The sequence below is a fragment of the Microbacterium sp. Se5.02b genome, from assembly GCF_019464375.1.
Lineage (GTDB): Bacteria > Actinomycetota > Actinomycetes > Actinomycetales > Microbacteriaceae > Microbacterium.
In genome coordinates this window covers 4054816-4076990 of record NZ_CP080491.1, presented here as the reverse complement: position 1 = coordinate 4076990, position 22175 = coordinate 4054816, and the positions used below count along the sequence as shown (strand labels likewise).

Annotated in this window: 19 protein-coding genes and 2 pseudogenes; 16 read left to right on the top strand and 5 right to left on the bottom strand. The window is 67.6% G+C overall.

Going from position 1 to position 22175, the window contains the following annotated elements; all coding sequences use genetic code 11:
* The first annotated feature begins 43 nt into the window (after positions 1 to 43).
* The 11 genes from K1X59_RS20460 to K1X59_RS20415 all read left to right on the top strand — a co-directional run bounded on the left by K1X59_RS20460 (position 44) and on the right by K1X59_RS20415 (position 9191).
* A complete protein-coding gene (locus K1X59_RS20460) occupies positions 44 to 1492 on the top strand; it encodes a sugar porter family MFS transporter (protein ID WP_202045453.1) in 1449 nt (482 codons plus the stop codon).
* Between the two features lie 9 nt (positions 1493 to 1501).
* A complete protein-coding gene (locus K1X59_RS20455; RefSeq protein ID WP_183151378.1) occupies positions 1502 to 1837 on the top strand; it encodes a tryptophan synthase subunit alpha in 336 nt (111 codons plus the stop codon).
* Between the two features lie 151 nt (positions 1838 to 1988).
* Positions 1989 to 3176 (top strand): exo-beta-N-acetylmuramidase NamZ domain-containing protein, encoded by a 1188-nt coding sequence (locus tag K1X59_RS20450; RefSeq protein WP_183151377.1) that lies wholly within the window; start codon positions 1989 to 1991, stop codon positions 3174 to 3176.
* A gap of 111 nt (positions 3177 to 3287) precedes the next feature.
* Complete coding sequence (locus K1X59_RS20445; protein ID WP_183151376.1) at positions 3288 to 4244, top strand: GNAT family N-acetyltransferase; 957 nt, start codon at positions 3288 to 3290, stop codon at positions 4242 to 4244.
* Between the two features lie 25 nt (positions 4245 to 4269).
* Positions 4270 to 5571: an ABC transporter substrate-binding protein gene (locus K1X59_RS20440; protein ID WP_202045451.1), complete on the top strand. Its 1302-nt coding sequence runs from the start codon at positions 4270 to 4272 to the stop codon at positions 5569 to 5571.
* A 67-nt stretch (positions 5572 to 5638) separates the two neighbouring features.
* Entirely contained in the window at positions 5639 to 6613 is a 975-nt protein-coding gene (locus K1X59_RS20435) for a carbohydrate ABC transporter permease (protein WP_202045441.1), read from the top strand.
* Positions 6613 to 7500, top strand: a complete 888-nt coding sequence (locus K1X59_RS20430; protein WP_183151375.1) for a carbohydrate ABC transporter permease — start codon at positions 6613 to 6615, stop codon at positions 7498 to 7500. The genes K1X59_RS20435 and K1X59_RS20430 overlap by 1 nt, the downstream gene beginning before the upstream one ends.
* A gap of 36 nt (positions 7501 to 7536) precedes the next feature.
* Positions 7537 to 8223, top strand: a complete 687-nt coding sequence (locus K1X59_RS20425) for a PIG-L deacetylase family protein (RefSeq protein ID WP_183151374.1) — start codon at positions 7537 to 7539, stop codon at positions 8221 to 8223.
* A complete protein-coding gene (locus K1X59_RS20420) occupies positions 8220 to 8690 on the top strand; it encodes a hypothetical protein (RefSeq protein WP_258566974.1) in 471 nt (156 codons plus the stop codon). Before K1X59_RS20425 ends, K1X59_RS20420 begins: the two co-directional genes overlap by 4 nt.
* The gene (locus K1X59_RS22245) at positions 8606 to 8860 is read left to right on the top strand and encodes an N-acetyltransferase (protein WP_244632267.1); all 255 of its coding nucleotides are present in this window, start codon (positions 8606 to 8608) and stop codon (positions 8858 to 8860) included. The genes K1X59_RS20420 and K1X59_RS22245 overlap by 85 nt, the downstream gene beginning before the upstream one ends.
* A 61-nt stretch (positions 8861 to 8921) precedes the next feature.
* Positions 8922 to 9191 carry a hypothetical protein gene (locus tag K1X59_RS20415; RefSeq protein ID WP_183151373.1) on the top strand — a complete coding sequence of 90 codons (270 nt, stop codon included), beginning with the start codon at positions 8922 to 8924 and terminating at the stop codon, positions 9189 to 9191.
* Positions 9192 to 9621: 430 nt separating this feature from the next.
* Here K1X59_RS20415 and trxA read toward each other — a convergent pair whose 3' ends face one another.
* The 4 genes from trxA to K1X59_RS20395 form a co-directional block, all read right to left on the bottom strand.
* Positions 9622 to 9945: a thioredoxin gene (trxA, locus tag K1X59_RS20410; protein ID WP_046014687.1), complete on the bottom strand. Its 324-nt coding sequence runs from the start codon at positions 9943 to 9945 to the stop codon at positions 9622 to 9624.
* A 68-nt stretch (positions 9946 to 10013) separates the two neighbouring features.
* Positions 10014 to 10988: a thioredoxin-disulfide reductase gene (trxB, locus tag K1X59_RS20405; RefSeq protein ID WP_183151372.1), complete on the bottom strand. Its 975-nt coding sequence runs from the start codon at positions 10986 to 10988 to the stop codon at positions 10014 to 10016.
* 181 nt (positions 10989 to 11169) lie between these two features.
* Positions 11170 to 12741 (bottom strand): murein biosynthesis integral membrane protein MurJ, encoded by a 1572-nt coding sequence (murJ, locus tag K1X59_RS20400; RefSeq protein ID WP_258566973.1) that lies wholly within the window; start codon positions 12739 to 12741, stop codon positions 11170 to 11172.
* Positions 12734 to 14899: a DUF6049 family protein gene (locus tag K1X59_RS20395; RefSeq protein ID WP_220173804.1), complete on the bottom strand. Its 2166-nt coding sequence runs from the start codon at positions 14897 to 14899 to the stop codon at positions 12734 to 12736. The genes murJ and K1X59_RS20395 overlap by 8 nt, the downstream gene beginning before the upstream one ends.
* A 97-nt stretch (positions 14900 to 14996) precedes the next feature.
* Here K1X59_RS20395 and K1X59_RS23010 point away from each other — a divergent pair.
* From K1X59_RS23010 to K1X59_RS20370, 5 genes and pseudogenes are all read left to right on the top strand, one after another.
* A pseudogene (locus tag K1X59_RS23010) lies at positions 14997 to 16504 on the top strand (class I SAM-dependent methyltransferase).
* Between the two features lie 28 nt (positions 16505 to 16532).
* Positions 16533 to 17588 (top strand): LLM class flavin-dependent oxidoreductase, encoded by a 1056-nt coding sequence (locus tag K1X59_RS20385; protein ID WP_183151371.1) that lies wholly within the window; start codon positions 16533 to 16535, stop codon positions 17586 to 17588.
* A gap of 84 nt (positions 17589 to 17672) precedes the next feature.
* A complete protein-coding gene (locus tag K1X59_RS20380) occupies positions 17673 to 18323 on the top strand; it encodes a dihydrofolate reductase family protein (RefSeq protein WP_183151370.1) in 651 nt (216 codons plus the stop codon).
* 66 nt (positions 18324 to 18389) lie between these two features.
* Positions 18390 to 19784 (top strand): carboxypeptidase-like regulatory domain-containing protein, encoded by a 1395-nt coding sequence (locus tag K1X59_RS20375; protein WP_220173803.1) that lies wholly within the window; start codon positions 18390 to 18392, stop codon positions 19782 to 19784.
* Positions 19769 to 20269, top strand: a pseudogene (locus K1X59_RS20370) (carboxypeptidase regulatory-like domain-containing protein); the annotation flags it as partial. The gene K1X59_RS20375 and the pseudogene K1X59_RS20370, both read left to right, overlap by 16 nt.
* Before the next feature lie 142 nt (positions 20270 to 20411).
* Here K1X59_RS20370 and K1X59_RS20365 read toward each other — a convergent pair.
* Entirely contained in the window at positions 20412 to 22169 is a 1758-nt protein-coding gene (locus tag K1X59_RS20365; RefSeq protein WP_183151366.1) for an alkaline phosphatase family protein, read from the bottom strand.
* Positions 22170 to 22175 lie beyond the last annotated feature (6 nt).

Sequence of the window (22175 nt, the reverse complement as noted above, 5' to 3'; positions counted from 1 at the left end):
CCGGTCGCCTAGACTCGCGACATCTCGACGTTGAGGGGGAATCATGTCACGAGCAGCGGGTCCAGCTGCCATCAAGCGCCGCGTGATCGCAGTGAGCATCGCCGCGGCACTGGGTGGCTTCCTCTTCGGGTTCGACACCGCGGTGATCAACGGGGCCGTCGATGCACTCGCCGGTGACGTCTCGGGGTTCGACCTCGGGACGGCGCTGAAGGGCTTCGCCGTCTCGTCGGCTCTGATCGGATGCGCGGTGGGCGCGTGGTTCGCAGGCCCGGTGTCGAACAAATACGGTCGTATCCCCGTCATGGTCGTCGCGGCGGCGATGTTCTTCGTCTCGGCCATCGGGTCAGGGCTGGCCTTCAGCGTGGTCGACCTGATCATCTGGCGAGTGATCGGCGGACTCGGAGTCGGCGCCGCATCCGTCATCGCTCCCGCATACATCGCCGAGGTATCTCCCGCGGCTATCCGAGGACGTCTCGGTTCTCTGCAGCAACTCGCGATCGTCACCGGTATCTTCGCCGCACTGCTCTCGGACGCGCTCCTGGCCAACATCGCCGGCGCCGCGGATCAGCCGCTGTGGGGTCTCACGGCGTGGCGGTGGATGTTCATGGTCGCGGCGATCCCCGCCCTGGTGTACGGGCTCATGTCGCTGCGGCTCCCGGAGTCGCCGCGATACCTGGTGCGCAAGGGCGAGCTGAAACGGGCTGCCGATGTGCTCGAGACCGTGACCGGGACGATCGACGTCGAAGGGAAGATCAAGGAGATCACGGGGACGATCAACACGGAGCGCTCGGAGTCGTTGCGCGATCTGCGCGGCAACCGTCTCGGGCTCAAGCCGATCGTGTGGATCGGCATCCTGCTGTCGGTCTTCCAGCAGTTCGTCGGCATCAACGTGATCTTCTACTACTCCACGACGCTGTGGCAGTCGGTCGGCTTCGATGAATCCAGTGCGCTCCTGACCTCGGTGATCACCTCGGTGACGAACATCGTCGTGACCATCGTCGCGATCCTGCTGGTCGACAAGATCGGGCGGCGGATCATGCTGCTGGTGGGCTCGGTGGGCATGACCGTGACGCTCGGACTCATGGCTGTCGCGTTCTCGTTCGGAACCCTCGACGCGGAGGGTACCGCGACGCTCCCCGACCCGTGGGCGACCATCGCCTTGATCTGCGCGAACGGGTTCGTGGTGTTCTTCGGCGCGAGCTGGGGGCCGCTCGTCTGGGTGCTTCTCGGCGAGATCTTCCCGAACTCGATCCGCGCGGGTGCACTCGCCGTGGCGGCGGCAGCGCAGTGGGTCGCGAACTTCTTCATCTCGACGACGTTCCCGGCGTTCGCCGAGATCGGCCTCACGTTCGCCTACGGTTTCTACGCTTTCTTCGCCCTCCTGTCGTTCTTCTTCGTCTTCTTCAAAGTCCCGGAGACGAAGGGGAAAGAGCTCGAGGAGATGAGCGAGAACATGACCGTGGAGCGACGGAGAGGCCCCCAGCCGACGTAGGCTTGAAGCATGAGCGAGTCCGTGCAGCGCCGAGCCAGCCTGGAAGTGCTGCGCGCCGAGGCCGCAGACGAACTCGCCGTCCTCATTCAGGAGCGCCTGCTCGGGGGCGAGGACCCGTGGGAGTTCATGGAGGAGCTTCCGAGCGTCGATGAGTTGGTCGTCTACCTCCTGCGCGCGGACAACATCACCGCAAACGACGGCGTGCGCCCCAACGCGGCACGGCACTACCGCGTGCTGCGGCAGATCGCCCTGGAGTACCCCGAGCTGACCCCTGCGGTCTGGGGCCTGCTGGACGAGAAGCAGCGTCACCGCCGCTGGGATCCCACGGTCGCAGACGCCTCCTGATCGGACGACCGCAGAGTCGTGGCCGTCTCGTGCGCCCCTCGGTGAACATGATTTTCATAAATCATGGAACACTGGTAAAAAGGTGACAGCAACGCGGCTGGTGGACTCGAGGTAGAGACCCTCCCGCGTTCACGACACAAGGGAGTTCGTCATGGCACCACGTACCCGCACCGGAGTGGAATGCGCAGCCGCGCGTCCGGACCTCCTGGTGGGTGAGCGCATCGGCCTGCTGACCAACTTCACCGGCACGATGCCCGATCTGTCGAGGAACATCGATGCCCTGGTGTCGGCGGGCGTTCCGCTGCACCATCTCTTCGGACCCGAGCACGGGCTGGATGGTGCGGTCCAGGCGGGCGAGAGCACCTCGATGGACCGCGACGAGCGCTCCGGCCTGCCCTTCAGCGACACCTATCTGACCGAAGGTGCGCTCCTCGACGAGATGATCGAAGCATCCGGGGTCGATGCGCTCGCCTTCGACATGCAGGACATCGGAGTCCGCTTCTACACATATATCTGGACGATGTACGACGCCATGCGCAGCGCGGCACGGCTGGGTCTGCCCTTCACCGTCTTCGACCGCCCGAACCCGCTCGGCGGCGCCGTGCTCAGTGGACCGGGCGTCAGCGAGAGCCGATTCACGAGCTTCGTGGGGCGCAGCGACATCTCGCAGCGTCACGGGCTGACCGCGGGAGAGCTGGCACGGCTGTTCGCCGCACGCGACCTGACGAACGAGGGGCTGAGCCTCGACCTGCACGTCGTCACGATGGAGGGCTGGGATGCCGCGAACGACTGGTCGTCGACCGGTCTCGCCTGGGTGCCGCCGTCTCCGAACATCCCGACCCTCGACTCCGTGTATGCCTTCGCCGGCACCGGGTTGGTCGAAGGAACGACCCTCAGTGAAGGGCGCGGCACCACACGGCCCTTCGAGATGATCGGCGCCCCGTTCCTCCCTGTGGAGTTCGCGGAGACTCTTCGCGGACGCGACCTTCCGGGGGTGCTCGTGAGAGAGATCGCGTTCCAACCGACGTTCCACAAGCATGCGGGGGAGACCGCCAGAGGCGTGCAGCTGCACATCGTCGACCACCGGGCGTTCGACCCCGTCGGCACGGCGCTGGCGATCCTCGAGACCGCGCGGGATCAGGCTCCGGATGACGTTCGCAGCCTGAACGCGGGCGAGCGACTGGATCCGGGGGACACCGGATACGCCCTGGATCGTCTGTGGGGATCCACATCGCTCCGCGAGGCCATCAACGGCACCGGAGAGTTCGCACCGCTGTACCGCGCACCACAGCGTGTCGGCGACGTGTACGACGACACAGTCCTGCTGTACCCGCGCTGAAAAATATTTCCAGAGTGTTAAAGATATTCAAAACTTATTGACATCCCGGCGCCGGTGAATGTAATTTCAATCCATCGTGCCGACGCCGACACCCACCCCCAGGAGCACCCAATGAAGAGCAACATCAGGACCTTCCGTGCCGGCGACGGCCCGGAGATCGCGCAGGCCTGGACCGAGGCGGCGCCCGGAGACGGAATCAGCTACGACCGCTTCCGCGACCTGATCCTGCTCGACCGCAACTTCGACGCGAACGGACTGTTCCTGGCGGAGGAGGACGGATCGATCCTCGGAGCGGTGTACGCCGTCCGCCGCAGGATCGCGGTCGACGCCGACGACCTCGAACCCGAGTCCGGCTGGATCCCCTTCTTCTTCGTCGTCCCGTCCGCCCGCCGCGCCGGGATTGCGACGGCGCTCATGACCGCCGCCAAGAAGTGGCTGCGCAGCCACGGCGTCGAGAAGGTCTACTTCTCGTCGTACACCCCGAACTACTTCCTGCCGGGCCTGGATGCGGAGCGCTACCCCGAAGCCGACGCCTTCCTGCGGTCCATGGGCTTCGAGACGCAGTACACCTCGGTCGCGATGGACCGCACGCTCAACGACTACTCGATGCCGGACGACATCCGTGCGCGTATCGCCGAGCTGCGCGCCCAGGGCTGGACCTTCTTCTCGCCGACCGGCGATGACCTGGTCGATCTCATCGAGGTCGCCGGGACGTTCAACGCCGACTGGTCACGCGGGATCCGCGAGGGGGTGCTCGGGGGACAGTCGCTCGAGCGGATCATGGCGTGCCGCAACCCCGACGGCGTCATGCTCGGCTGGGCCATGCACGGAACCTACGAGAACGTGCTCGAGCGCTTCGGCCCGTTCGGTGTGCTGCCGGAGAGCCGGGGCACGGGCCTCGGAAAGATCCTGCTCCATCTCACGCTCGAACGCATGCGGGCACTCGGCGCCCACAGCGCATGGTTCCTCTGGACCGAGGAGACCTCCGCCGCCGGGCACCTCTACCTCAACACCGGGTTCGAGATCACACGGACCTTCACGATCATGCACGCCCCCACCGCCGCCTAGCGCGGACACACCCGAGAGGAATCACATGAAGTCTGCAGCACAGCGTCGTAGCCGACGCATGGTGACCGCGATCGCGCTCAGCAGCGTGGCCGCGCTCGCACTGGCCGGATGCACGACCGGCGAAGGCGGAGGGGAGGACGGCGTCGTCGAACTCACCTTCCTCAGCCACTACGGCAGCGACCCCTTCAAGACCGGCGTCGGTGCACTGATCGACCAGTGGAACGAGGAGAACCCGGACATCCAGGTCACCTCTCAGGCCGTCAACTTCGACGAGCTGCTCACCACACTCAACGTTCGACAGACCGGTGGGCGCGGCGCGGACATCGTCAGCTCCTACTCGCTGTGGGGCGGACAGCTGCAGGCCAACGGCGTGCTCTCCGCACCGCCGGAGGACGTCGCGAAGGACATCACCGAGAACTACAGCCAGGCCGCGTTGGACTCGGTGACCACCGGTGAGGGAGATCTGCTCGGATACCCGACGGAGTTCAACACGTACGCGCTCTTCTACAACAAGCAGATCCTCGCCGACGCCGGCTACGACGGTCCGCCGAAGACCTGGGATGAGCTGACGGAGATCGCCAACGCGACGACGAAGAAGGACGGCTCGGGCAACACCATCGTCCAGGGCATCTCACTGATCCAGGATGGCGACAACCACACGGTGCACCCGTTCCTGTCGCTGCTGGACTCGGCAGGCGGAGAGTTCCTCGCGCCGGACGGGAAGTCGGCGATGGACGACACCGCCGAAGACGTCATGCAGCTCGAGGCCGATCTCGCCGAGACCGGTGCGACGTCGACGTCGATCATGCCCACCAAGGCGTTCCCGACCGGCGGGGTGGCCATGGCCGTCCAGGCCGGATGGTGGATCGGCAGCCTCAAGGCCTCGATGGGCGACGACTACGCGAACGTCGGTGTCGCGCCCGTGCCGGGGCCGAAGGACGGCGACGTGGGCTCGCTCGCCTACACGTTCTTCACGGGTGTGAACTCCGGCAGCCAGCACCAGGAGGAGGCGTGGAAGTTCCTCAGCTGGTTGAACTCCCACGAGAACGAGGACGGCGTGACCGCGCTCGGTGACTTCCTCGCGACGCAGGGCCTGATCCCGCCGCGCACCACCGACGCGGAGATCCTCGGTCCGAAGTACCTCGCCGAAGAGCCGAACCTCGAGCCGATCTACGCCGCGGCGGAGTACGCCATGGCGGAGTCGAACGCCTCCAACGCCTACGAGGCGAAGACGTCGACGAACACGGCGCTGAACGACATCATCGTCAACGGCGCCGACGTGAAGACCACCTTCTCGAAGCTGGTCAAGGAGATCGACGCCCAGTAGCACCACCGGAGGGCGGGGACACCCGAGTCCCCGCCCTCCGCCAAGACCACTCACTCTCGGAGGGCCGATGGCCAATCCCACACTCATGACGGCGGCGCAAGAAGCCGCCGAGGACACGATGGCGGTCACCGTCGGCACGACGAAGACCAAGCCGAGGGCCCGCAGATTCCGCCGCGAGGCGCGCGCCGGGTACCTGTTCCTGGCGCCCTCCCTGCTGTTCTTCACCGTGTTCCTCATCCTCCCCACGTTCTTCGCGATCTTCCTGTCGCTGTCGACCTGGGGCGGATTCGATCTCACGAAGATCGAGTTCACCGGCTTCCAGAACTACGCCGAGATCCTGCAGCTGGACAGCACGTTCGTCTCGCCGATCCTGGTGAACACGTTCCTGTTCGCGATCATCGCCGTGATCCTGGCGGTGGGCGGATCGGTCGTGGTCGCCCAGCTGATCGAACGGCTGAAGTTCCAGGGGTTCTGGCGATTCCTGTACTTCCTTCCCGTGGTCGCGACCGTGGTCGCCATCGGCAACGTCTGGAAGATGCTCTACCAGCCCGCTGGGCTCATCAACGCTGTGCTGAACGCGGTCGGTGTGAACTCGATCGGATTCCTCTCCGACCCGAATCTCGCACTGCCCTCTGTTGCCGTGGTGCAGGCGTGGGCTTCCATCGGCGCCGCCGTGCTCATCCTCACCGCCGGCATCAAGGGCATCGACAAGACCATGTACGAGGCAGCGGAGATCGACGGCGCGGGGCCGTGGCGCACGTTCTGGAGCATCACGCTGCCGCTGCTGCGCCCGTCGCTCGTGTTCGTCTTCATCACCCAGTGCATCGCGGGGCTCCAGTCCTTCGCGCTGATCATCGTGATGACGAAGGACGGCGGGCCTGCGAACGCCACGAACGTCGCGGCGTTCGAGATGTACCAGCAGGCGTTCAAGTTCGGCGCCTGGGGCACGGCGAGCGCCATGGCGATGGTGCTGTTCCTCATCATCTTCATCATCACGCTGCTCCAGCTGTGGATCAGCCGTCGCACCGGAGGAGACGACTGATGGGCGTCCGCAAGAGCAAGCGTCACCCGTTCCCCTGGATCTCCTACCTCGTGGTCGCGATCGGCGGGGTCATGATGATCGTGCCGTTCTTCGACACGGTATTCAGCTCCCTCAAGGGACCCGGCGAGTACGGCATCTTCCCCTACCGCTTCTTCCCCGAGACGTGGACGTGGGATAACTACACCGCCGCGTTCGAGCAGCTGCAGCTCGACAAGCTGTTCTTCAACAGCGTCGTGGTGACCCTGGTCGTGACGGCATCCGTGCTGATCACCTCGGCCATGGCCGGCTATGCGCTGGCGAAGCTGCGATTCCGAGGGCGGGACGTCATCTTCCGCTTCGTTCTCGCGACCATGATGCTGCCGCCGTTCCTGCTGCTGATCCCCGACTTCCTGATCATGCTGAACTGGCCGCTGGTCGGCGGGAACAACATCCTCGGTCAGGGCGGCTTCGGCGGCATGACGAACAACATCGTCTCGTTGATGCTCCCGTTCCTCGTGAGCGGCTTCGGCATCTTCCTGATGCGGCAGTTCATGGTCGGCGTTCCCGACGAGATGCTCGAGGCCGCCCGCATCGACGGTGCGGGCGAATGGCGACTGTTCTTCAACATCGTGCTCCCGCAGGCGACGCCCGTCGCGATCACGCTGGGTGTCATCACCTTCGTCGGTCAGTGGAACGAGTACATCTGGTCGTCGCTGATCGCCTCGGCCAACCCCGATCTGATGACCCTGCCGGTCGGCATCCAGATGCTGCAGAGCTTCATCGACCCGAACCGCACGATGCCGATCGTGATGGCCGGCATCGTGATCAGCACGCTCCCCGTCCTGATCATCTTCCTCTTCCTGCAGAAGTACTACGTCCGCGGCGTGATGCTCAGCGGGATGAAGTGACCTCGCAGTCCGACGCACCACGAATGGAGCAACACAATGGGTAGGACAGTCCTCGCCATCGGCGGGCACATCGGCGACATGGACCTGACCGCGGGTCCCACTCTCGCCAAGATGGTGCAGGAGGGCGATCGCGCGATCATCCTCGCCTGCACGTACGGGGAGCGCGGACACCCCACGATCAGCCCGGAGGAGTACCGCGTGCAGAAGGTCGCCGAGGGCGAGGCTTTCGCGGCTGCCATCGGCGCGGAGTTCCGTGTGCTCGACTACTCCGACGGCTTCCTGCCCGACGATGATTCGGCGGCGGAGCAGATCGCCGACATCATCCGTCAGGAGAAGCCCGAGATCCTCATCACGCACTGGACCAAGAGCATCCATCGCGACCACGAACGTGCGGCGATCCTCGCCGAGCGCGGCCGCTTCCTCGCGTCGCTCCCGGTGGGCAGCCCGTACGGTCGCCACGGGATCACGCAGTTCCTGCACGCGGACAACTGGGAGGACGCCGAGGGCTTCGCACCCGACATGTACGTCGAGATCCCGGATGCCGCGTATGAGACGTGGCGTGCGGCGATCCAGGGTCAGGCGTTCGCGCGGGGCGAGACCTACGGCTTCCGCTACATCGACTACTACAGCGCCAACATGCTGGCGAAGGGCTGCCTGGCAGGGACCACCCGTGCCTGCGGTTTCGTGGTCGCGGACAAGGGCGCCAAGCTCGCAGGACCGTGAGCTCGATCGCGTCTGCGGAAGGGCCGGAGGGGCGAGCGCTCCTCCGGCCCTTCCGGCGCGGAGACGAGGCGGACCTCGCCGACATCTGCCTGCGCACGGGTGACGGCGGTGCCGACGCCACCGGGCTCTATCGATCCTCGGGGCTTCTCGCCGACATCTTCGTGCTGCCCTACGTCGCGAAGCACCCGGACGCCGCCTTCGTGATCGACGACGGACAGCGCGTCGTCGGCTACGTCGTGTGCGCGCCCGACACGGCAGCGTTCGAACGCTGGTTCCGCTACGAGTGGTGGCCGCCGCGCGAGGAGGGGCACCGCCGCGCGGCGGGAGACTCCGCGAAGGACGCCGCGATGCTCCGATACGCCGCGGCGATCGGGGGCGGCCGGTGCCGTTCGTCGACGAGCATCCCGCGCATCTGCACATCGACCTGCTGCCCGAAGCGCAGGGGAGCGGGTGGGGGCGCGCTCTGATCGACGCCCTCGTCCAGGATCTCGGCCGGCGCGGCATTCCGGGGCTGCAACTGACGGCCGGCGGGACGAACACCGGGGCGATCGCCTTCTACCGCCGTATCGGATTCACAGAACTGCGCAGGACACCGGGGGGCGTGACGTTCGGGAGGCCGATCGCCGCTGTGCGCTGAGACCGGGGACGGCAGCAACGTATAATGTTACACCCATGCTATCTCCAGTGGGTACCCAAGGATGACACCGGGGGAGGCGTCTACGCCGTCGAAGCTGGACAGAGGGCGCGATATCGGCGTCGCCGCGCTGATCCTGGTCGGAATGCTGACCATCTTCCTGGCTCCGCCGATCGGATGGACACTCGTCCTGATCGCCGCCGTCTTCGCGGTCGTCGGTCCGTTCGGGCTGAGTCGCACGAATCGTGCCGCCCTGGTGGTGTTCTCCGGTACCGGCATCCTCGAGATCGCGCTCCTGGCGCTGTTCCTTCTGCCCGCAGGCGTCAGGCCGTAGCGGCATGAAGCGATCTCTCGTCGAGCGGACGAAGAGGGCGACATCGTCGACCTCTTAGAGAAGATCACTCTGGAGCGGTCAGCGCTTCTCTGACCCCAACCCCTTATCCCTTCTCCGATTCACGCCCCCACGAAGCGCACGAAGGTCTGCGTAGACGTTGTCTCGAAATCGCACCACGATGACGAGGAGCAGTACAAGGAGGATCGCTGGGCAAGCGACGAGGAGAACCCCCATGAGGACGAGAAGTGTATTCATCGCATTTTCCTGCCTGTTACCGATTGAACCCGGGCAAATTCAACAACGCTCCAGAGGTGATAGAAGGTAACACTATACAACAGGAGGAAGGTCGCGCTCAGTGCTAGTCTCCCCTGCACCGGGACGCAGAAGGGCCGCACCTCCCCGGGAGGTGCGGCCCTTGCGAGTCGGAGGATCAGCCGATGAAGGCGGCGAGGTCCTTCTCGAGCGCGAACTTGGGCTTGGCGCCGATGATGGTCGTCTTGACCTCACCGCCGTCGAAGACCTTCATCGCCGGGATCGACGTGATCTGGTACTTCATCGCGAGTTCAGGGTTCTCGTCGACGTTCAGCTTGAGGATCGTGATCTTGTCGGGGTTGTCGGCCTGGATCTCGTCCAGAACCGGCGCGACCATACGACACGGACCACACCACTCGGCCCAGAAGTCCACCAGCACGGGACCGTCGGCCTGCAGAACGTCCTGCTCCCAGGTCGCCTGGCTCGTAGCCTTTGCACTCATCAGAGTTCTCCTTGATTCGAGGTTCGTCTGCTACAACAGCCGACGAGGGAAAAGTGTTCCCGCCGTGTTCAGGCGGTGAGGATCTCCGCCGCCTCCGCAGCCGGGACCTCCACGGAGGCGTCCTCAAAATCCGCGAGGAAGTGCTCCGCGTCGAGAGCGGCGACGGTGCCTGTGCCGGCAGCCGTGATGGCCTGACGGTACGTCGGGTCGATGACGTCGCCCGCGGCGAACACGCCAGGCACCGAGGTCTTCGACGAGCGGCCGTCGACCCAGATGGTGCCCTCCGGCGTCAGCTCGAGCTTGTCGTGCACGAGGTGCGTGCGGGGGTCGTTGCCGATCGCGATGAACAGACCGTCGAGCGGAAGATCGCTCAGCGTGCCGTCGACCGTGGAGCGCAGCTGCACGCCCGTCACCGAGTCGCCACCGAGGACCTCGGCGACCTCGCTGTTCCACACGAACTCGATCTTCTCGTTCGCGAACGCGCGCTCCTGCATGATCTTCGACGCCCGCAGGGAGTCCTTGCGGTGGATGACGTAGACCTTGTCGGCGAAGCGCGTGAGGAAGGTGGCCTCTTCCATCGCCGAGTCGCCGCCGCCGACGACCGCGATCGTCTTCTGACGGAAGAAGAACCCGTCGCACGTCGCGCACCACGAGACGCCGTAGCCGGACAGACGCTCTTCGCCCTCGATGCCGAGCTTGCGATATGCGGATCCGGTCGCATAGATGAGCGACTGGGTCTCGTGCTCGGCACCGCTGCCGAGGACGACCTTCTTGACCGGGCCGTCGAGCTGCAGCTCGGTGACGTCGTCGTAGACGACCTCGGTGCCGAACTTCTCAGCCTGCTCCTGGAACTTCGCCATCAGCTCAGGACCCTGGATGCCCTCGGGGAAGCCGGGGTAGTTCTCGACCTCGGTGGTGTTCATCAGCTCGCCGCCGACCTCCACCGAGCTCGCGATGAGCAGCGGCTTGAGGTTCGCCCTGGCCGCATAGATGGCAGCCGTGAATCCGGCAGGGCCGGAGCCGATGATGATGACCTGACGCATGTGCTCTCCGTCGTAGAAACTGCGGTCGAATGACCTTCGACTGCTTCAACCCATGGTAACCGCGGGGCATTCCCTCGACAGTGTGCGCCACCGGCCTGGGAGACGGCTCCGTGCGCGGATCAGCGACCGGGGAGGAACCGGCGGACCAGGGCCCCGCCGGCCTTGAGCTCGGGAGCCCGCATCAGGGCGAGGATGGCGACGTACACCACGACCACGACGAAGCCGATGACCGCGGTGGCGAGGGCTCCGAACACCGGGCTTGCCACCATCCATCCCTCGGCACCCCCTGCGAGCACGAAGACCCCCACCCGGCGAGACCCGCGGGCACGGCCGCCACGGCGAAGCGACCCACGGCGGCCATCCAGGAGCCGATCTGCAACCCGCCGATCTTGCGATGCAGCAGCCACGTGGCCAGCAGGGTCTGCAGGACGCTCGCGATCGACTGCCCGAGTGCCACGGCGGCCGCCAGCGAGGTGAGCGGGATCACATCGGCCTCGTACAGGGCCCACGCCGCGAGCGTGGTGACGACGATGAGCACGCACTGGACGATCGTGAACCAGAACGGGGTGCGGGTGTCGTCATACGCGTAGAAGGTGCGCTGGACGATGAAGAGGATCGTGAGCGGGATGAGGCTGACGAGATAGCAGAGCAGCACGACCGCTGCCGACTGCGCCGCGCTCGCGGCCGTGACGCCCTCCGCGTCCTTCGTGAAGACGCGGGAGGCGGGCACCGCTGCGGCGGCGACGGCGGCCACGGCGGCCAGGATGAAGAAGAGGAGGGTGCGGATGCTGCGCGAGATGTCGGCACGGACCTCGTCGTGGCGCCCCGCAGCGGCATGCTCGCTGATCTGCGTGAAATAGGGAGTGCCGATCGAGAGCACGATCACCGAGTAGGGCAGCATGAAGATCAGCCAGGCGTTGGCCGTGACCGTCACCGACGCACCGGCGCCGGCAGCCTCGCTGATGATGAATCCCTGCAGCATTCCTGCGGCGAGGCTCGCGAACGCCATGAGGAAGGTCCACCCCGCCAGGCGTCCCACCGCCCCGAGGCCCACGCCGCGCCACCGGAAGTCGGGTTTCAGCGCCAGACCGGTGCGCCGCCAGAACACCAGCAGCACCACGGCCTGCAGAGCGATGCCCAGCGTGGCGGTGCCGCCGAGCGTGTTGATCATGGCCGGGGTCCAGTCGGCGGCATCGGTCGAGACCGGAGCGAACACCGCGCCGAGGATCAGGAACCCGATGATCGAGATGACGTTGTTGACCACCGGGGCCCAGGTGAACGGGCCGAAGATGCGGCGGGCGTTGAGGGCCTCGCCGAGCAGCGCATACAGGCCGTAGAGCAGGATCTGGGGCAGACACCAGTAGGCGAGAGCGGTGGCCAGAGCCAGGATGTCGGGGGTCGCCCGGCCGGCCACCAGATGAACGAGCCAGGGGGCGGCTGCCGTCGCGATGCCGGTGATCACGACCAGGACGACGGTTCCGAGCGTGAACAGCTTGGAGATGAAGGCGTTGCCGCCGTCGACATCTGCGGTCGCCTTCACGATCTGCGGCACGATGACCGCCGTGAGGATGCCCACCGAGATCAGGGAGAAGACGCTGTTCGGAAGCTGGTTCGCGAACGTGAAGGCGTCTGCCGGTCCGGACTTGTACGACCCGATGACCCCGACGAGCACGATGCTCCGCAGCAGTCCCGTCAGACGGGAGACCATGGTGCCCGCTCCGATGATGGCGCTCGCGCGTCCGAGACTATTCACGCCGCTCCTCGGGCTCGGTCGGCTGGGCGGCCGTCTCATCCAGTGCGTCGATCTGCGCCTCGACGGCCGACTCCTCGGCCGCCTCCCGGCGCTTGCGGCGGATGGTGCGGATCACGCCGAGCGCGATCAGCAGCACGGCCAGACCCCCGAAGATGACCAGCCCGATGGTCTCCCACTCCGCACGGACAGCGACCCGGATGGACTGGTCCCCCTGGATCTGCACGCCGGTGGGACTGTACAGGCTCAGGCGGAGGTCGACCTCGCCGCTGCCCACCCGCGCGGACACGGGAACCTTGACCCGTGTCGTGGAGTTCGCCTGCACGACCGTCTCGGTCATGGGCTTGACGTCGAGTCGCGGATCGGTGGGCGACACGAACAGCTGCACCGTCACGGGCCACGGCAGGTCGTTGCGCACCGCGATCGGCAGATCGGCGTTCGCGGTGAGGAGCTGGATCGTGCTGGACGGCGGAATGTTCACGGCGGCGAGAGTCGCCCTGGTGCGTTCCTGATGGGCCGCGACCTTCTCTGTGAACACCGCGGCCGACGTCCCGACCGCCAGCGTGCGAAGGATGCGGATCCGCTCCGGGCTCAACAGCACCTGCGGGTCGGCGAGGATCGACGAGAAAGCCGTGAGAGTGGTCTCGTCGGCCAGGAGGGCACCCACGGCACCCGCTCTCGCAGCATCAGGCGCGTCGGTCACCGTCGCGGCCACCGGAGCGACCGCGCGGAGGGCGGACAGCTCGAACCCGATCGAGTCGGCCGAGGAGATCGCATCGCGCAGCGCATCGGACGTGCGGTCCTCGTCGCGCTCCAACCCGATGAGGAGCGGGGCGCCCGGCGTCGCTCCCTTCGTCAGCTGGAGTCGGGCCGCCGCTTCGGCGAGCAGACGCTGGCGGTCCACCGGGTCCGGCTCGGCCGCGACCTTCGACAGGACGGCGGACGCGGCGGCATCCGTGACGAGGAGGTCCTGGCCGCCCGCCGTGGCGTGAGCGGCGCTGCCCCCGCCGACCGCCGTCGATGACACGATCGTCGTGGTGTCCCCCTCGAGGTATCCCGCGAATGCGGTGAGGTCCTTCTGCGTGAGCGCATCCTGCGGCCACAGGATTCGCGGCAGAGCCCCCTCGATCGCCATGAGCTCTTCGTCGGTGGGGAGAGCGGGGGACTCGGTGGCGCCAGGTGTCGGATCCGCTGTCGCACCCGGATCGGCCGTCGGCGCGACCGTCGCGGGAGTCTGCGGGAAGTTCGCCACATCGAGGAACGGGGCCAGTGTCGTCGGCTGCAACAGCGACGGCAGGCCGGCTTGCGCCTGAGCCGCCGCGTCCGCATCGCCGAACTGCAACGCGAATCGGGCGTTCGGCAGTCCATCGAGCCGCACGAGCCACTCCCGCGCGCTCTCCGGGGCCGCGGAGCCGAGCACGCGGATCGCCGCGGGGATCGAGGGGTCGATCGCGAGCACAGCCGTGGTCCCCGCGACGCCGTCGAGCTGCGCGGTCAGGGTGCCCTCAGGGCCTGTCAGGGTGGTGAGTTCCTCGGCCGTGAGCAGAGCACCAGCCTCGGGCGTCGCCGTGATCGGCACGATGACGCCGACCTGGCTGGTCTGTGCCGCGGCCACGACCAGAACGCTCGTCGCACTCGCCTCGATCGGGACCGCGTCGTCGCCGGTCCCTCCGGTCGTCGCGTCGGTGAGTTCGGCACGCAGCGGATACACGCCGGGGCCGAGGCCTTCGAGGGTCGCCTCGGAGAGGAAGACCGTGGCCGTGGCCGACGCGCCGGCATCCACCGCCTCGGTCGCCTCGGTTCCGACGGACGCGAAATCACCCGGGGCCTCGCCGTCGTCGAGCCAGCTCGACACCGCCTCCCCATCGGTCAACGGAGTGCGACTGAGCTCGACCTCGACCTGCCCGGCGGACAGTGTCGCGTCTTCGCCGTTGTCGACCGTGAGGATCGCCGATGTCGACGAACCGGGGGCGATGACCCCGCGAAGGCCGGCGGAGACGTGCAGCTCGACGCTCGGCTCGTCGTCCGACTGCTCGGCGGCGGTGGCCGCGCTCGGCACGACGAGAGCACAACCGCCCAATGCGATCGCCAGAACAGCGGTCCTGCCTGCGAGCCGTCGTAGGCGCGCACGGAGGCCGGTGTCGGGGGTGATCGCGGTCATGAAGGTCTTCCTCGAACGCCCGGTGAGGGGCTGCTCGTGAGTACTGACCTAGTGATTCTAGGAGGCCGCACGAAGGAGAACCCTGAAGACGCGTAGAGTGACGGCCGTGTCCGACACCCCGAACCGGTCCCCGACCCGCTCCGCACCGCCGCGCTCGCCGCCGACCTCGACGCCGCCGACCTCCGCTCCGAGCCCCTGCGGCGCCTGTGGGGCGAAGAGGCCGACGACGCCCTCGGACGGGGGATGCGCGAGCCGATCCTCCGCGCGATCGAGGGCGACAGCGGGCCTCTCGCCACTCTCGGCCGCCTGCTGGTGCTGGGGATGCCGCAACCGAAGGCCTCGGTGGCCGCGGCGTTGCCACAGCTCGGAGTGGAGGGGCTCGTGGCTCTCGGACTCGCCAGGGCCGAGAGCGAGACGGTGACGCCGACCGCCCTGCTGCGGCCGCAGTCGTTCGTCGATGCGGACGGCGTGGGGAGTGGTGGATCGCCAGCGACCTCGACGAAGTGGCCCTCGACGGCGCCCTCCCCGCCGATCACGTGCTCGGAGTCGGCGGCGCCTCGCGCACCCTGGCAGAGACCATCGTCCCTATCGAGGTGGATCGTGCGCTCGACCTCGGCACGGGGTGCGGCATCCAGGCGCTCCTGGTCGCGCGTCGCGCACGCACGGTCGTGGCGACGGACATCTCCTCCCGCGCGCTCGCGTTCGCCGAACTCAACGCCCGCCTGAACGGCGTCTCGAACATCGAGTTCCGCCACGGCAGCATGTTCGAACCCGTGGCAGGAGAGGCGTTCGATCTGATCGTCTCCAATCCGCCGTTCGTGATCACGCCGCGGGTCGAGGGCGTCCCCGCATACGAGTACCGCGACGGCGGGCTGGTGGGCGATGCCCTTGTCGAGCAGTTCGTACGCAGCGCCCCGAGGTTCCTGACGCAGAACGGCATCGCGCAGCTGCTCGGCAACTGGGAGTCCGACGCCGCCGTCGCCGGCCTCGCCCGGCTGGAGGCCTGGGTTCCGGCCGACCTCGACCTCTGGGTGATCCAGCGCGAAGAGCTCTCCCCTCGCGTATGCCGAGCTGTGGATCCGCGACGGCGGCACCACACCGCGCGATCCCTCCTTCACCCCGCTGCTCACCGCCTGGCTCGACGACTTCGCGGCGCGCGGAGTGACCTCGATCGGGTTCGGATACGTCCTGATGCGTCGGGGCACCGCGGGGGAGCCGCTCCGACGGACGGAGCGCCTCGCCCAGCACGTGTCGAACGTCGGCGCCGCCCTGGCCGCGGGCCTCGCCGCCCACGATGTGCTCGTGGAGGGAGTGCCGCCGACGCTCGTGGTCGCCGCGGATGTCACCGAGGCACGCCATCTGATGCCGGGCAACGACGATCCGAGTGTGATCGAGCTGCGTCAGGGCGGCGGGTTCGGCCGGACGATCGCCGTCGATCCCGCGCTCGCCGGATTCGTCGGTGCGTGCGACGGCGACCTCACGGTGGCGCAGATAGCGGCTGCGCTCGCCGACCTCTTCGAGGTGCCGCTCGCCGACCTGTGGGCGGAGCTCGAGCCGCGCCTGCGTTCGCTCATGCTCGACGGCATCCTGCTGCCGGGGGAATAGAGGACCGATCCATGCGTTGGAATAGATCATGAAGGCTTTCGGATTCCTCTCCTTCGGGCACTATGCAGATGTGCCCGGCTCGGCGACCCGCACCGCGGGTGACATGCTGAAGCAGACGATCGAGATCGCGGAGGGGGCGGACGAGATCGGCGTCAACGGCGCCTCGGTCCGCGTGCACCACTGGGCTCGCCAGGCCGCATCGCCCATGCCGCTGCTGTCGGCGATGGCGGCGCGCACGAAGCGCATCGAAGTCGGCACCGGCGTGATCGACATGCGCTACGAGAACCCTTTCCAGTTCGCCGAAGAGGCGGCCGCGCTCGACCTGATCGCCGACGGGCGGATCGCGCTCGGTGTGAGCCGTGGCTCACCCGAGACCGCCTTGCGCGGCTACGAGACGTTCGGTTACGTCGACGAGGAGGATCCGGAGCGCGGCAGCGTGCTGGCGCGGGAGAAGTTCGACCTCTTCCTGCGTGCGATCGACGGCGAAGGCATCGCCCCCGGTGACCCGCGGATGGTGGGTGCCGGTCGCTACCTCGCGATCGAGCCGCAGTCGCCGACCCTCCGCGACCACATCTGGTGGGGCTCGGGTTCGCGGGCGACCGCAGAGGAGACCGGGCGCAAGGGACTCAACATGATGAGCTCGACGCTCGTGACCGAGGCGACCGGCCAGCCGTTCCACGAGCTGCAGCGCGAGCAGATCGAACTGTTCCGCTCCGCGTACAAGGAGGCAGGACACACGGGCCGCCCTCGCGTCTCCGTGAGCCGCAGCGTCTTCCCCCTGGTCTCCGACATGGACAGGGCGTACTTCGGACTGCGCAGCGAGGAGAACGCCGACCAGATCGGCGTCATCGACGGATTCCGCTCCACCTTCGGCAAGACGTACGCCGCAGAGCCGGACGTGCTGATCGCGCAGCTGAAGCAGGACGAGGCCGTGATGGCCGCCGACACGCTGCTGCTCACGATCCCGAACCAGCTCGGACCGGAGTACAACCTGCATGTGCTCGAGGCGTTCGCGACCCATGTCGCCCCGGCGCTCGGGTGGAAGCCCAACACCGAGGGGCCCGTGCAGGGCGACGCCATCTGAGTGTCTTGACAACGGACGGCTGAACCTCGACGCTGAGGCTGGCGCATCGAACGGTGCGTCAGCCCGACAGTGCCGGAGGCCTCGATGACCCGTGTCCGCGTCGATCTCAACATCTCGCTCGACGGCTTCGCCACGACGACGGATCAGACCCCCGAGAACCCGTTCGGCGAGGACTGGGGTCGGCTCACCGCCGCCTACACGGCGACGCGGACGTTCCACGAGCGGGTGTTCCTCGACACCAGCGGAGCGGGGACCACCGGGGTCGACGAGAAGTACGCGGCGCACTACTTCGAGAACATCGGCGCCGAGATCATGGGCGCGGGCATGTTCGGACTCCACGACAACGCGGCTGACCCGGACTGGCGCGGCTGGTGGGGCGAGGAGCCGCCGTTCCGGGTGCCCGTCTTCGTGCTCACGCGCTCTCCGCGTCCGACGATCGAGTTCGCGAACGGCACGAGCTTCCACTTCCTCTCGGTCTCTCCGGACGAGGCCCTGCGTCTCGCCGTCGACGCCGCAGCCGGAGGTGATGTGCGCGCGGGCGGAGGAGCGACCACCGTGCGGGACTTCCTGAAGGCGGGACTCGTCGACGATCTGCACGTCGGCATCACGCCGATCCTGCTCGGCAGCGGGATCCGGCTGTGGGATGACCTCCGTGGGTTCGAGAACGGATATCGTGCGACCTCCGAGGTGGCCGAGTCGGGTGTCATCCACGTGACCTACTCCCGCGAGGGGTGAATCGCGCGCCGCGGTCGTCGCCCGTCCGCCCTTCCCGCGGAGCCGGCATATCAGTACGCTGACCTCATGCGTCTGCGCCGCACGGGGATCATCGCCGGAAGTCTCGCTCTCGTGGCCGTGCTGGTGGGGACGATCCCCGCGGCAGCGGCGACGACCACGGCGTGGGCGACGTGGCAGCCTGTGACCGGTACCGGCGGCGCCTACACGACGACGGTCCAGATCGCGGCTCAGCCGGCGCTCACGGCGACGATGGCGAGCGACTCCCGCGCCGGACAGATCGGCGTGATCTCGGGTGCGTCGACGTGGTTGTCGGAGGGCACGCCCATCGGCGCCAAGTACGGCTCCAGCCGCGACCAGGCCTACCTGAACCTGCGGCCCAAGGCCGACAACGCGACGAGCCCGTCCACGACGACATACTCTTTCGCGACGCCGACCCCGACCTCGGGGTGGGCCTTCGCGGTGGGCGACATCGACGCGGACGCGGTGCGCATCCGTGCCACGGCCCCCGACGGACACGTGCTCACCGCGGCGGAACTCGGACTGCAAGACCTCTTCAACTACTGCGCCCCCGGTGTGGTCGGCAAGCCCTCCTGCACGGGGGCGGCCGATGACGTCCCGACCTGGGACGAGACGACCCTCACGCTCACCGGCAACGCGGCCGCGGCCGACACCAGCGGCTCCGCGGCGTGGTTCGAGCCGAACGCTGCGATCAGTTCCCTGAGTCTCATCTTCACCCGCCGTTCGGGGCTGCCGGTCTACCAGACGTGGTTCGCATCGATCGCCCAGGACATCACGGGAACCGTGACCGACACCGGTGCTCCGGCGTCGGGCGTCGCTCTCACGCTGACCGACGCGAACGGCACCGTCGTGGGCACCACGACCACCGCCGCGGATGGCACATACTCGTTCCCCGGATTCATCGCCGCCGACGGCTACACCGTGCGCGTGACACCCCCGGCCGGGAAGATCCCGACCGGACCCACCACCATCGCGGCGAATCTGAGCGCCGGCGATGCGGTGGCCGATTTCGGACTCCGTGACATCGTTCCCGTCGCCGTGTCCGGACGCGTCACCGACACCGCGGGGACGCCGGTCGCCGGGGTGGCTGTGACGATCGACGGTCAGACCACCACCACCGACGCAGACGGGAGCTACCTGTTCGACCAGGTGTCGGTCGGCACGCACCCCGCCACGATCACTGCTCCCTCCGGCTACACGGTCGACCTCGCACCAGCACCCGTCGTCGTGCCACGGGGCAGCGAAGTGCCGATCGAGAACGTCGACTTCCGGATCGCCGAGAACCCCGACCTGCGCGGAACCGTCCGCTCGAACGGCGCCGGCGTCGCCGGCGTGACCGTGACCGCGGTCGGCCCCGGGGTGCGACCCTCACGCGCGTCACCGACGCGTCAGGGGCGTACACCTTCCCCCGCCTCGCCGCGGGCGACTACGCGATCACCATGACGACGCCCGCCGGCTTCGTCGCGACGTCGCCGGTCACGCGCGACCAGCAGGTGGCCGCCGCAGATGTCGAGGATGTCGACTTCGAACTCGCGCGACTCGGCGCTGTCGACGGCACGGTGCGCGACGACGACGGCAATCCCCTTGCCGACGTGGTCGTGACCGTGACCGGACCCGGTACCCCGCAACAGGTCACCTCGGGCGCCGACGGCACGTTCGGCCTCGGCGAGCTCCCGCCCGGCACCTACATCCTCACGGTGGTGCCGCCGACAGGGACGAGCGTCGTCGGCTCCGCCACCCGCACGGTCGTGATCACCGCCGCCGGTGAAGCCGTCGAGGAGCAGGACTTCACGCTCGCGGCCGACGCCGTGGTCGTCCCGCCGGACCCGACCGACCCCCGAGCACCGGAGGAGGCAACGGCGCGCTCCCCGCGACCGGACTCGGCCCGGAGACACTGGCCTGGGCGGTCGGGGGCGGGGCCGTGCTGATCCTCGGCGTCGTGCTGCTGGTCGTCGCGCGCCGTCGCTCGCGCGGCTGACCCTCCCCACCTCGAGCGCGTCGAGCCCGGCGACGCGGAGTGATCCGGACGGCTGAGGTCGCGCCGGAGACGGCATCGGCCGACCCCCGCGGTCAGCTCCCGTTCGGCGGGCCGAACAGCTCCTCGCCGTGCTCGTGCAGGACCTTGTACGCGTCGGCGAAGGTCTCCGGCTCCTTCTCGCCCGGTCTGCCGTAGCGGGCGAGGAGGAGGCCGAGCAGACCGCGGGCAGGCGGAGTCAGCGGCTTGAGGTGCTTCTCGAGGTCGGGCTGAGGGATGGCCTCTTCCGGGTTCGGCGGAGTGTACGAGGGCTTCGTGACGGGCCAGTCGGCCGGGTGCCGCGGCTGCTCCAGGTTCACGACGTTGAACAGCGTGTTCGCCGAGGCATCGCGGTCGTTGAGGGGCTTCAGACCGTGCAGCCGGGAGAGCGTCGCGGTGACCGAGCCGTGGTGCATCTCGTCATGGATGATGGTGTTCCGCTTCGTGTACGCCGAGACGGCGATCGCCGGGACACGGCATCCGAGCCGATCGAACGTGAAGCCCATCTCGCCGGCCGTCGTGTCCTTCGTCGGTTTCGTGGCCGCGGGCGGCGGCACGTGGTCGTAGCATCCGCCGTGCTCGTCGAACGTGATGAGTAGCAGGGTGTTGACCGCGTTCGATCCCTTCGGCGATGCACTCGTGCGCACAGCCTCGTAGATGTCGTGGATGAGCAGGTCTCCCGCGCGCACGTCGGAGATCGCACTGTCGAACACCTCCTCGCCCGCCACGGTGCTCTCGCGGGGCGAGCCGAACGGCGGGTGGAAGTCGTTGTGGTCGTAGACCATCCGCGGCTCGATGAACGCGTAGGCGGGGAGCGTGCCGTCCTTCGCATCGGTGTAGAAGTCGTCCATCGTGCCGAAGTGCTCCGTGCGCCAGTACTTCTCGAGCACGGGCGCGTGCAGCATGCCGGTGAAGGAGACGAGCTGCAGCTTGTCGATGTAGATCTTCCAGTCGAGCTTCTTCTCCTCGAGCCGGTTGAACACGGTCGGGGCCGCCGGGGCGTCGATCCACTTGTCGTAGCCGCCGCCCGCCTGATTGGTGACGAATCCGTGCGAGGTGGACGCGTGGAAGAACGATCGGTTGCAGAAGGTCTGCGACGGAACCGCGGCGTACCAGTTGTCGAACACGGCGAACTCGGCCGCGAGCGTCGACAGCACGGGGAGCATCGCGGGAGAGAACGAGCCCATGATGTGCCTGGCTTCGTCGACGCTCGGCTCCGTGCCCTTGCGCAGCCGACGGAAGTTGATGATGTAGTCCTGGAGGAAGCCCGACATCGTCGCCCTCTCCCCGTGCGTCGGGGCGTTGAAGGGCGACTCCATCTGGTCGACGAAGAGGTCGGCGTTGGTCTTCGGATCGACCGTCCCGAAGATCTGCGTGTTGACGTGCGGGTACTCCTCGCCGGGGTCCGGGTCGGGATGGCTCATGATGCGGTCGGTCTCGCCCTGGTAGATGTGGGCATCGACCACGGTGCCGTCGGACGCCGTGTTGCTGTGCGTCCCGAAACCCAGGCCCTCGAACGTCTCGCCCTGGGGAAGGTTCTCCTTCGAGTACAGGTAGCCGAGGAGGTTGTCGAACGACCGGTTCTCGCCCATCACCACGACGACATGATCGAAGCCCGGTTCGCTGCGGGGCGTCAGTGCGGCGAAGGGGACGGGGTCGTCTGCGAAGCCGTCTCTCGCGTTGCCGGCGACGGAGGCGCCGATGGCCGCTCCGCCTGCTCCGCCCACGACCGCACCCGCGAGCGCCGCGCCGCCGATCTTGAAGAAGCCTCGGCGGGAGGTATCGGGAACGGAAGGGGAGTCGTCGTCGGCCACGAGGCG

Coding starts and splice junctions, on each gene's coding strand:
- K1X59_RS20440 (WP_202045451.1), top strand. CDS start 4,270: ATGAAGTCTGCAGCACAGCGTCGTAGCCGACGCATGGTGACCGCGATC.
- K1X59_RS20450 (WP_183151377.1), top strand. CDS start 1,989: ATGGCACCACGTACCCGCACCGGAGTGGAATGCGCAGCCGCGCGTCCG.
- K1X59_RS20445 (WP_183151376.1), top strand. CDS start 3,288: ATGAAGAGCAACATCAGGACCTTCCGTGCCGGCGACGGCCCGGAGATC.
- K1X59_RS20435 (WP_202045441.1), top strand. CDS start 5,639: ATGGCCAATCCCACACTCATGACGGCGGCGCAAGAAGCCGCCGAGGAC.
- K1X59_RS20380 (WP_183151370.1), top strand. CDS start 17,673: ATGACCCGTGTCCGCGTCGATCTCAACATCTCGCTCGACGGCTTCGCC.
- trxA (WP_046014687.1), bottom strand. CDS start 9,945: ATGAGTGCAAAGGCTACGAGCCAGGCGACCTGGGAGCAGGACGTTCTG.
- K1X59_RS20460 (WP_202045453.1), top strand. CDS start 44: ATGTCACGAGCAGCGGGTCCAGCTGCCATCAAGCGCCGCGTGATCGCA.
- K1X59_RS20425 (WP_183151374.1), top strand. CDS start 7,537: ATGGGTAGGACAGTCCTCGCCATCGGCGGGCACATCGGCGACATGGAC.
- K1X59_RS20415 (WP_183151373.1), top strand. CDS start 8,922: ATGACACCGGGGGAGGCGTCTACGCCGTCGAAGCTGGACAGAGGGCGC.
- K1X59_RS20395 (WP_220173804.1), bottom strand. CDS start 14,899: ATGACCGCGATCACCCCCGACACCGGCCTCCGTGCGCGCCTACGACGG.
- K1X59_RS20455 (WP_183151378.1), top strand. CDS start 1,502: ATGAGCGAGTCCGTGCAGCGCCGAGCCAGCCTGGAAGTGCTGCGCGCC.
- K1X59_RS20375 (WP_220173803.1), top strand. CDS start 18,390: ATGCGTCTGCGCCGCACGGGGATCATCGCCGGAAGTCTCGCTCTCGTG.
- K1X59_RS20385 (WP_183151371.1), top strand. CDS start 16,533: ATGAAGGCTTTCGGATTCCTCTCCTTCGGGCACTATGCAGATGTGCCC.
- K1X59_RS20430 (WP_183151375.1), top strand. CDS start 6,613: ATGGGCGTCCGCAAGAGCAAGCGTCACCCGTTCCCCTGGATCTCCTAC.
- trxB (WP_183151372.1), bottom strand. CDS start 10,988: ATGCGTCAGGTCATCATCATCGGCTCCGGCCCTGCCGGATTCACGGCT.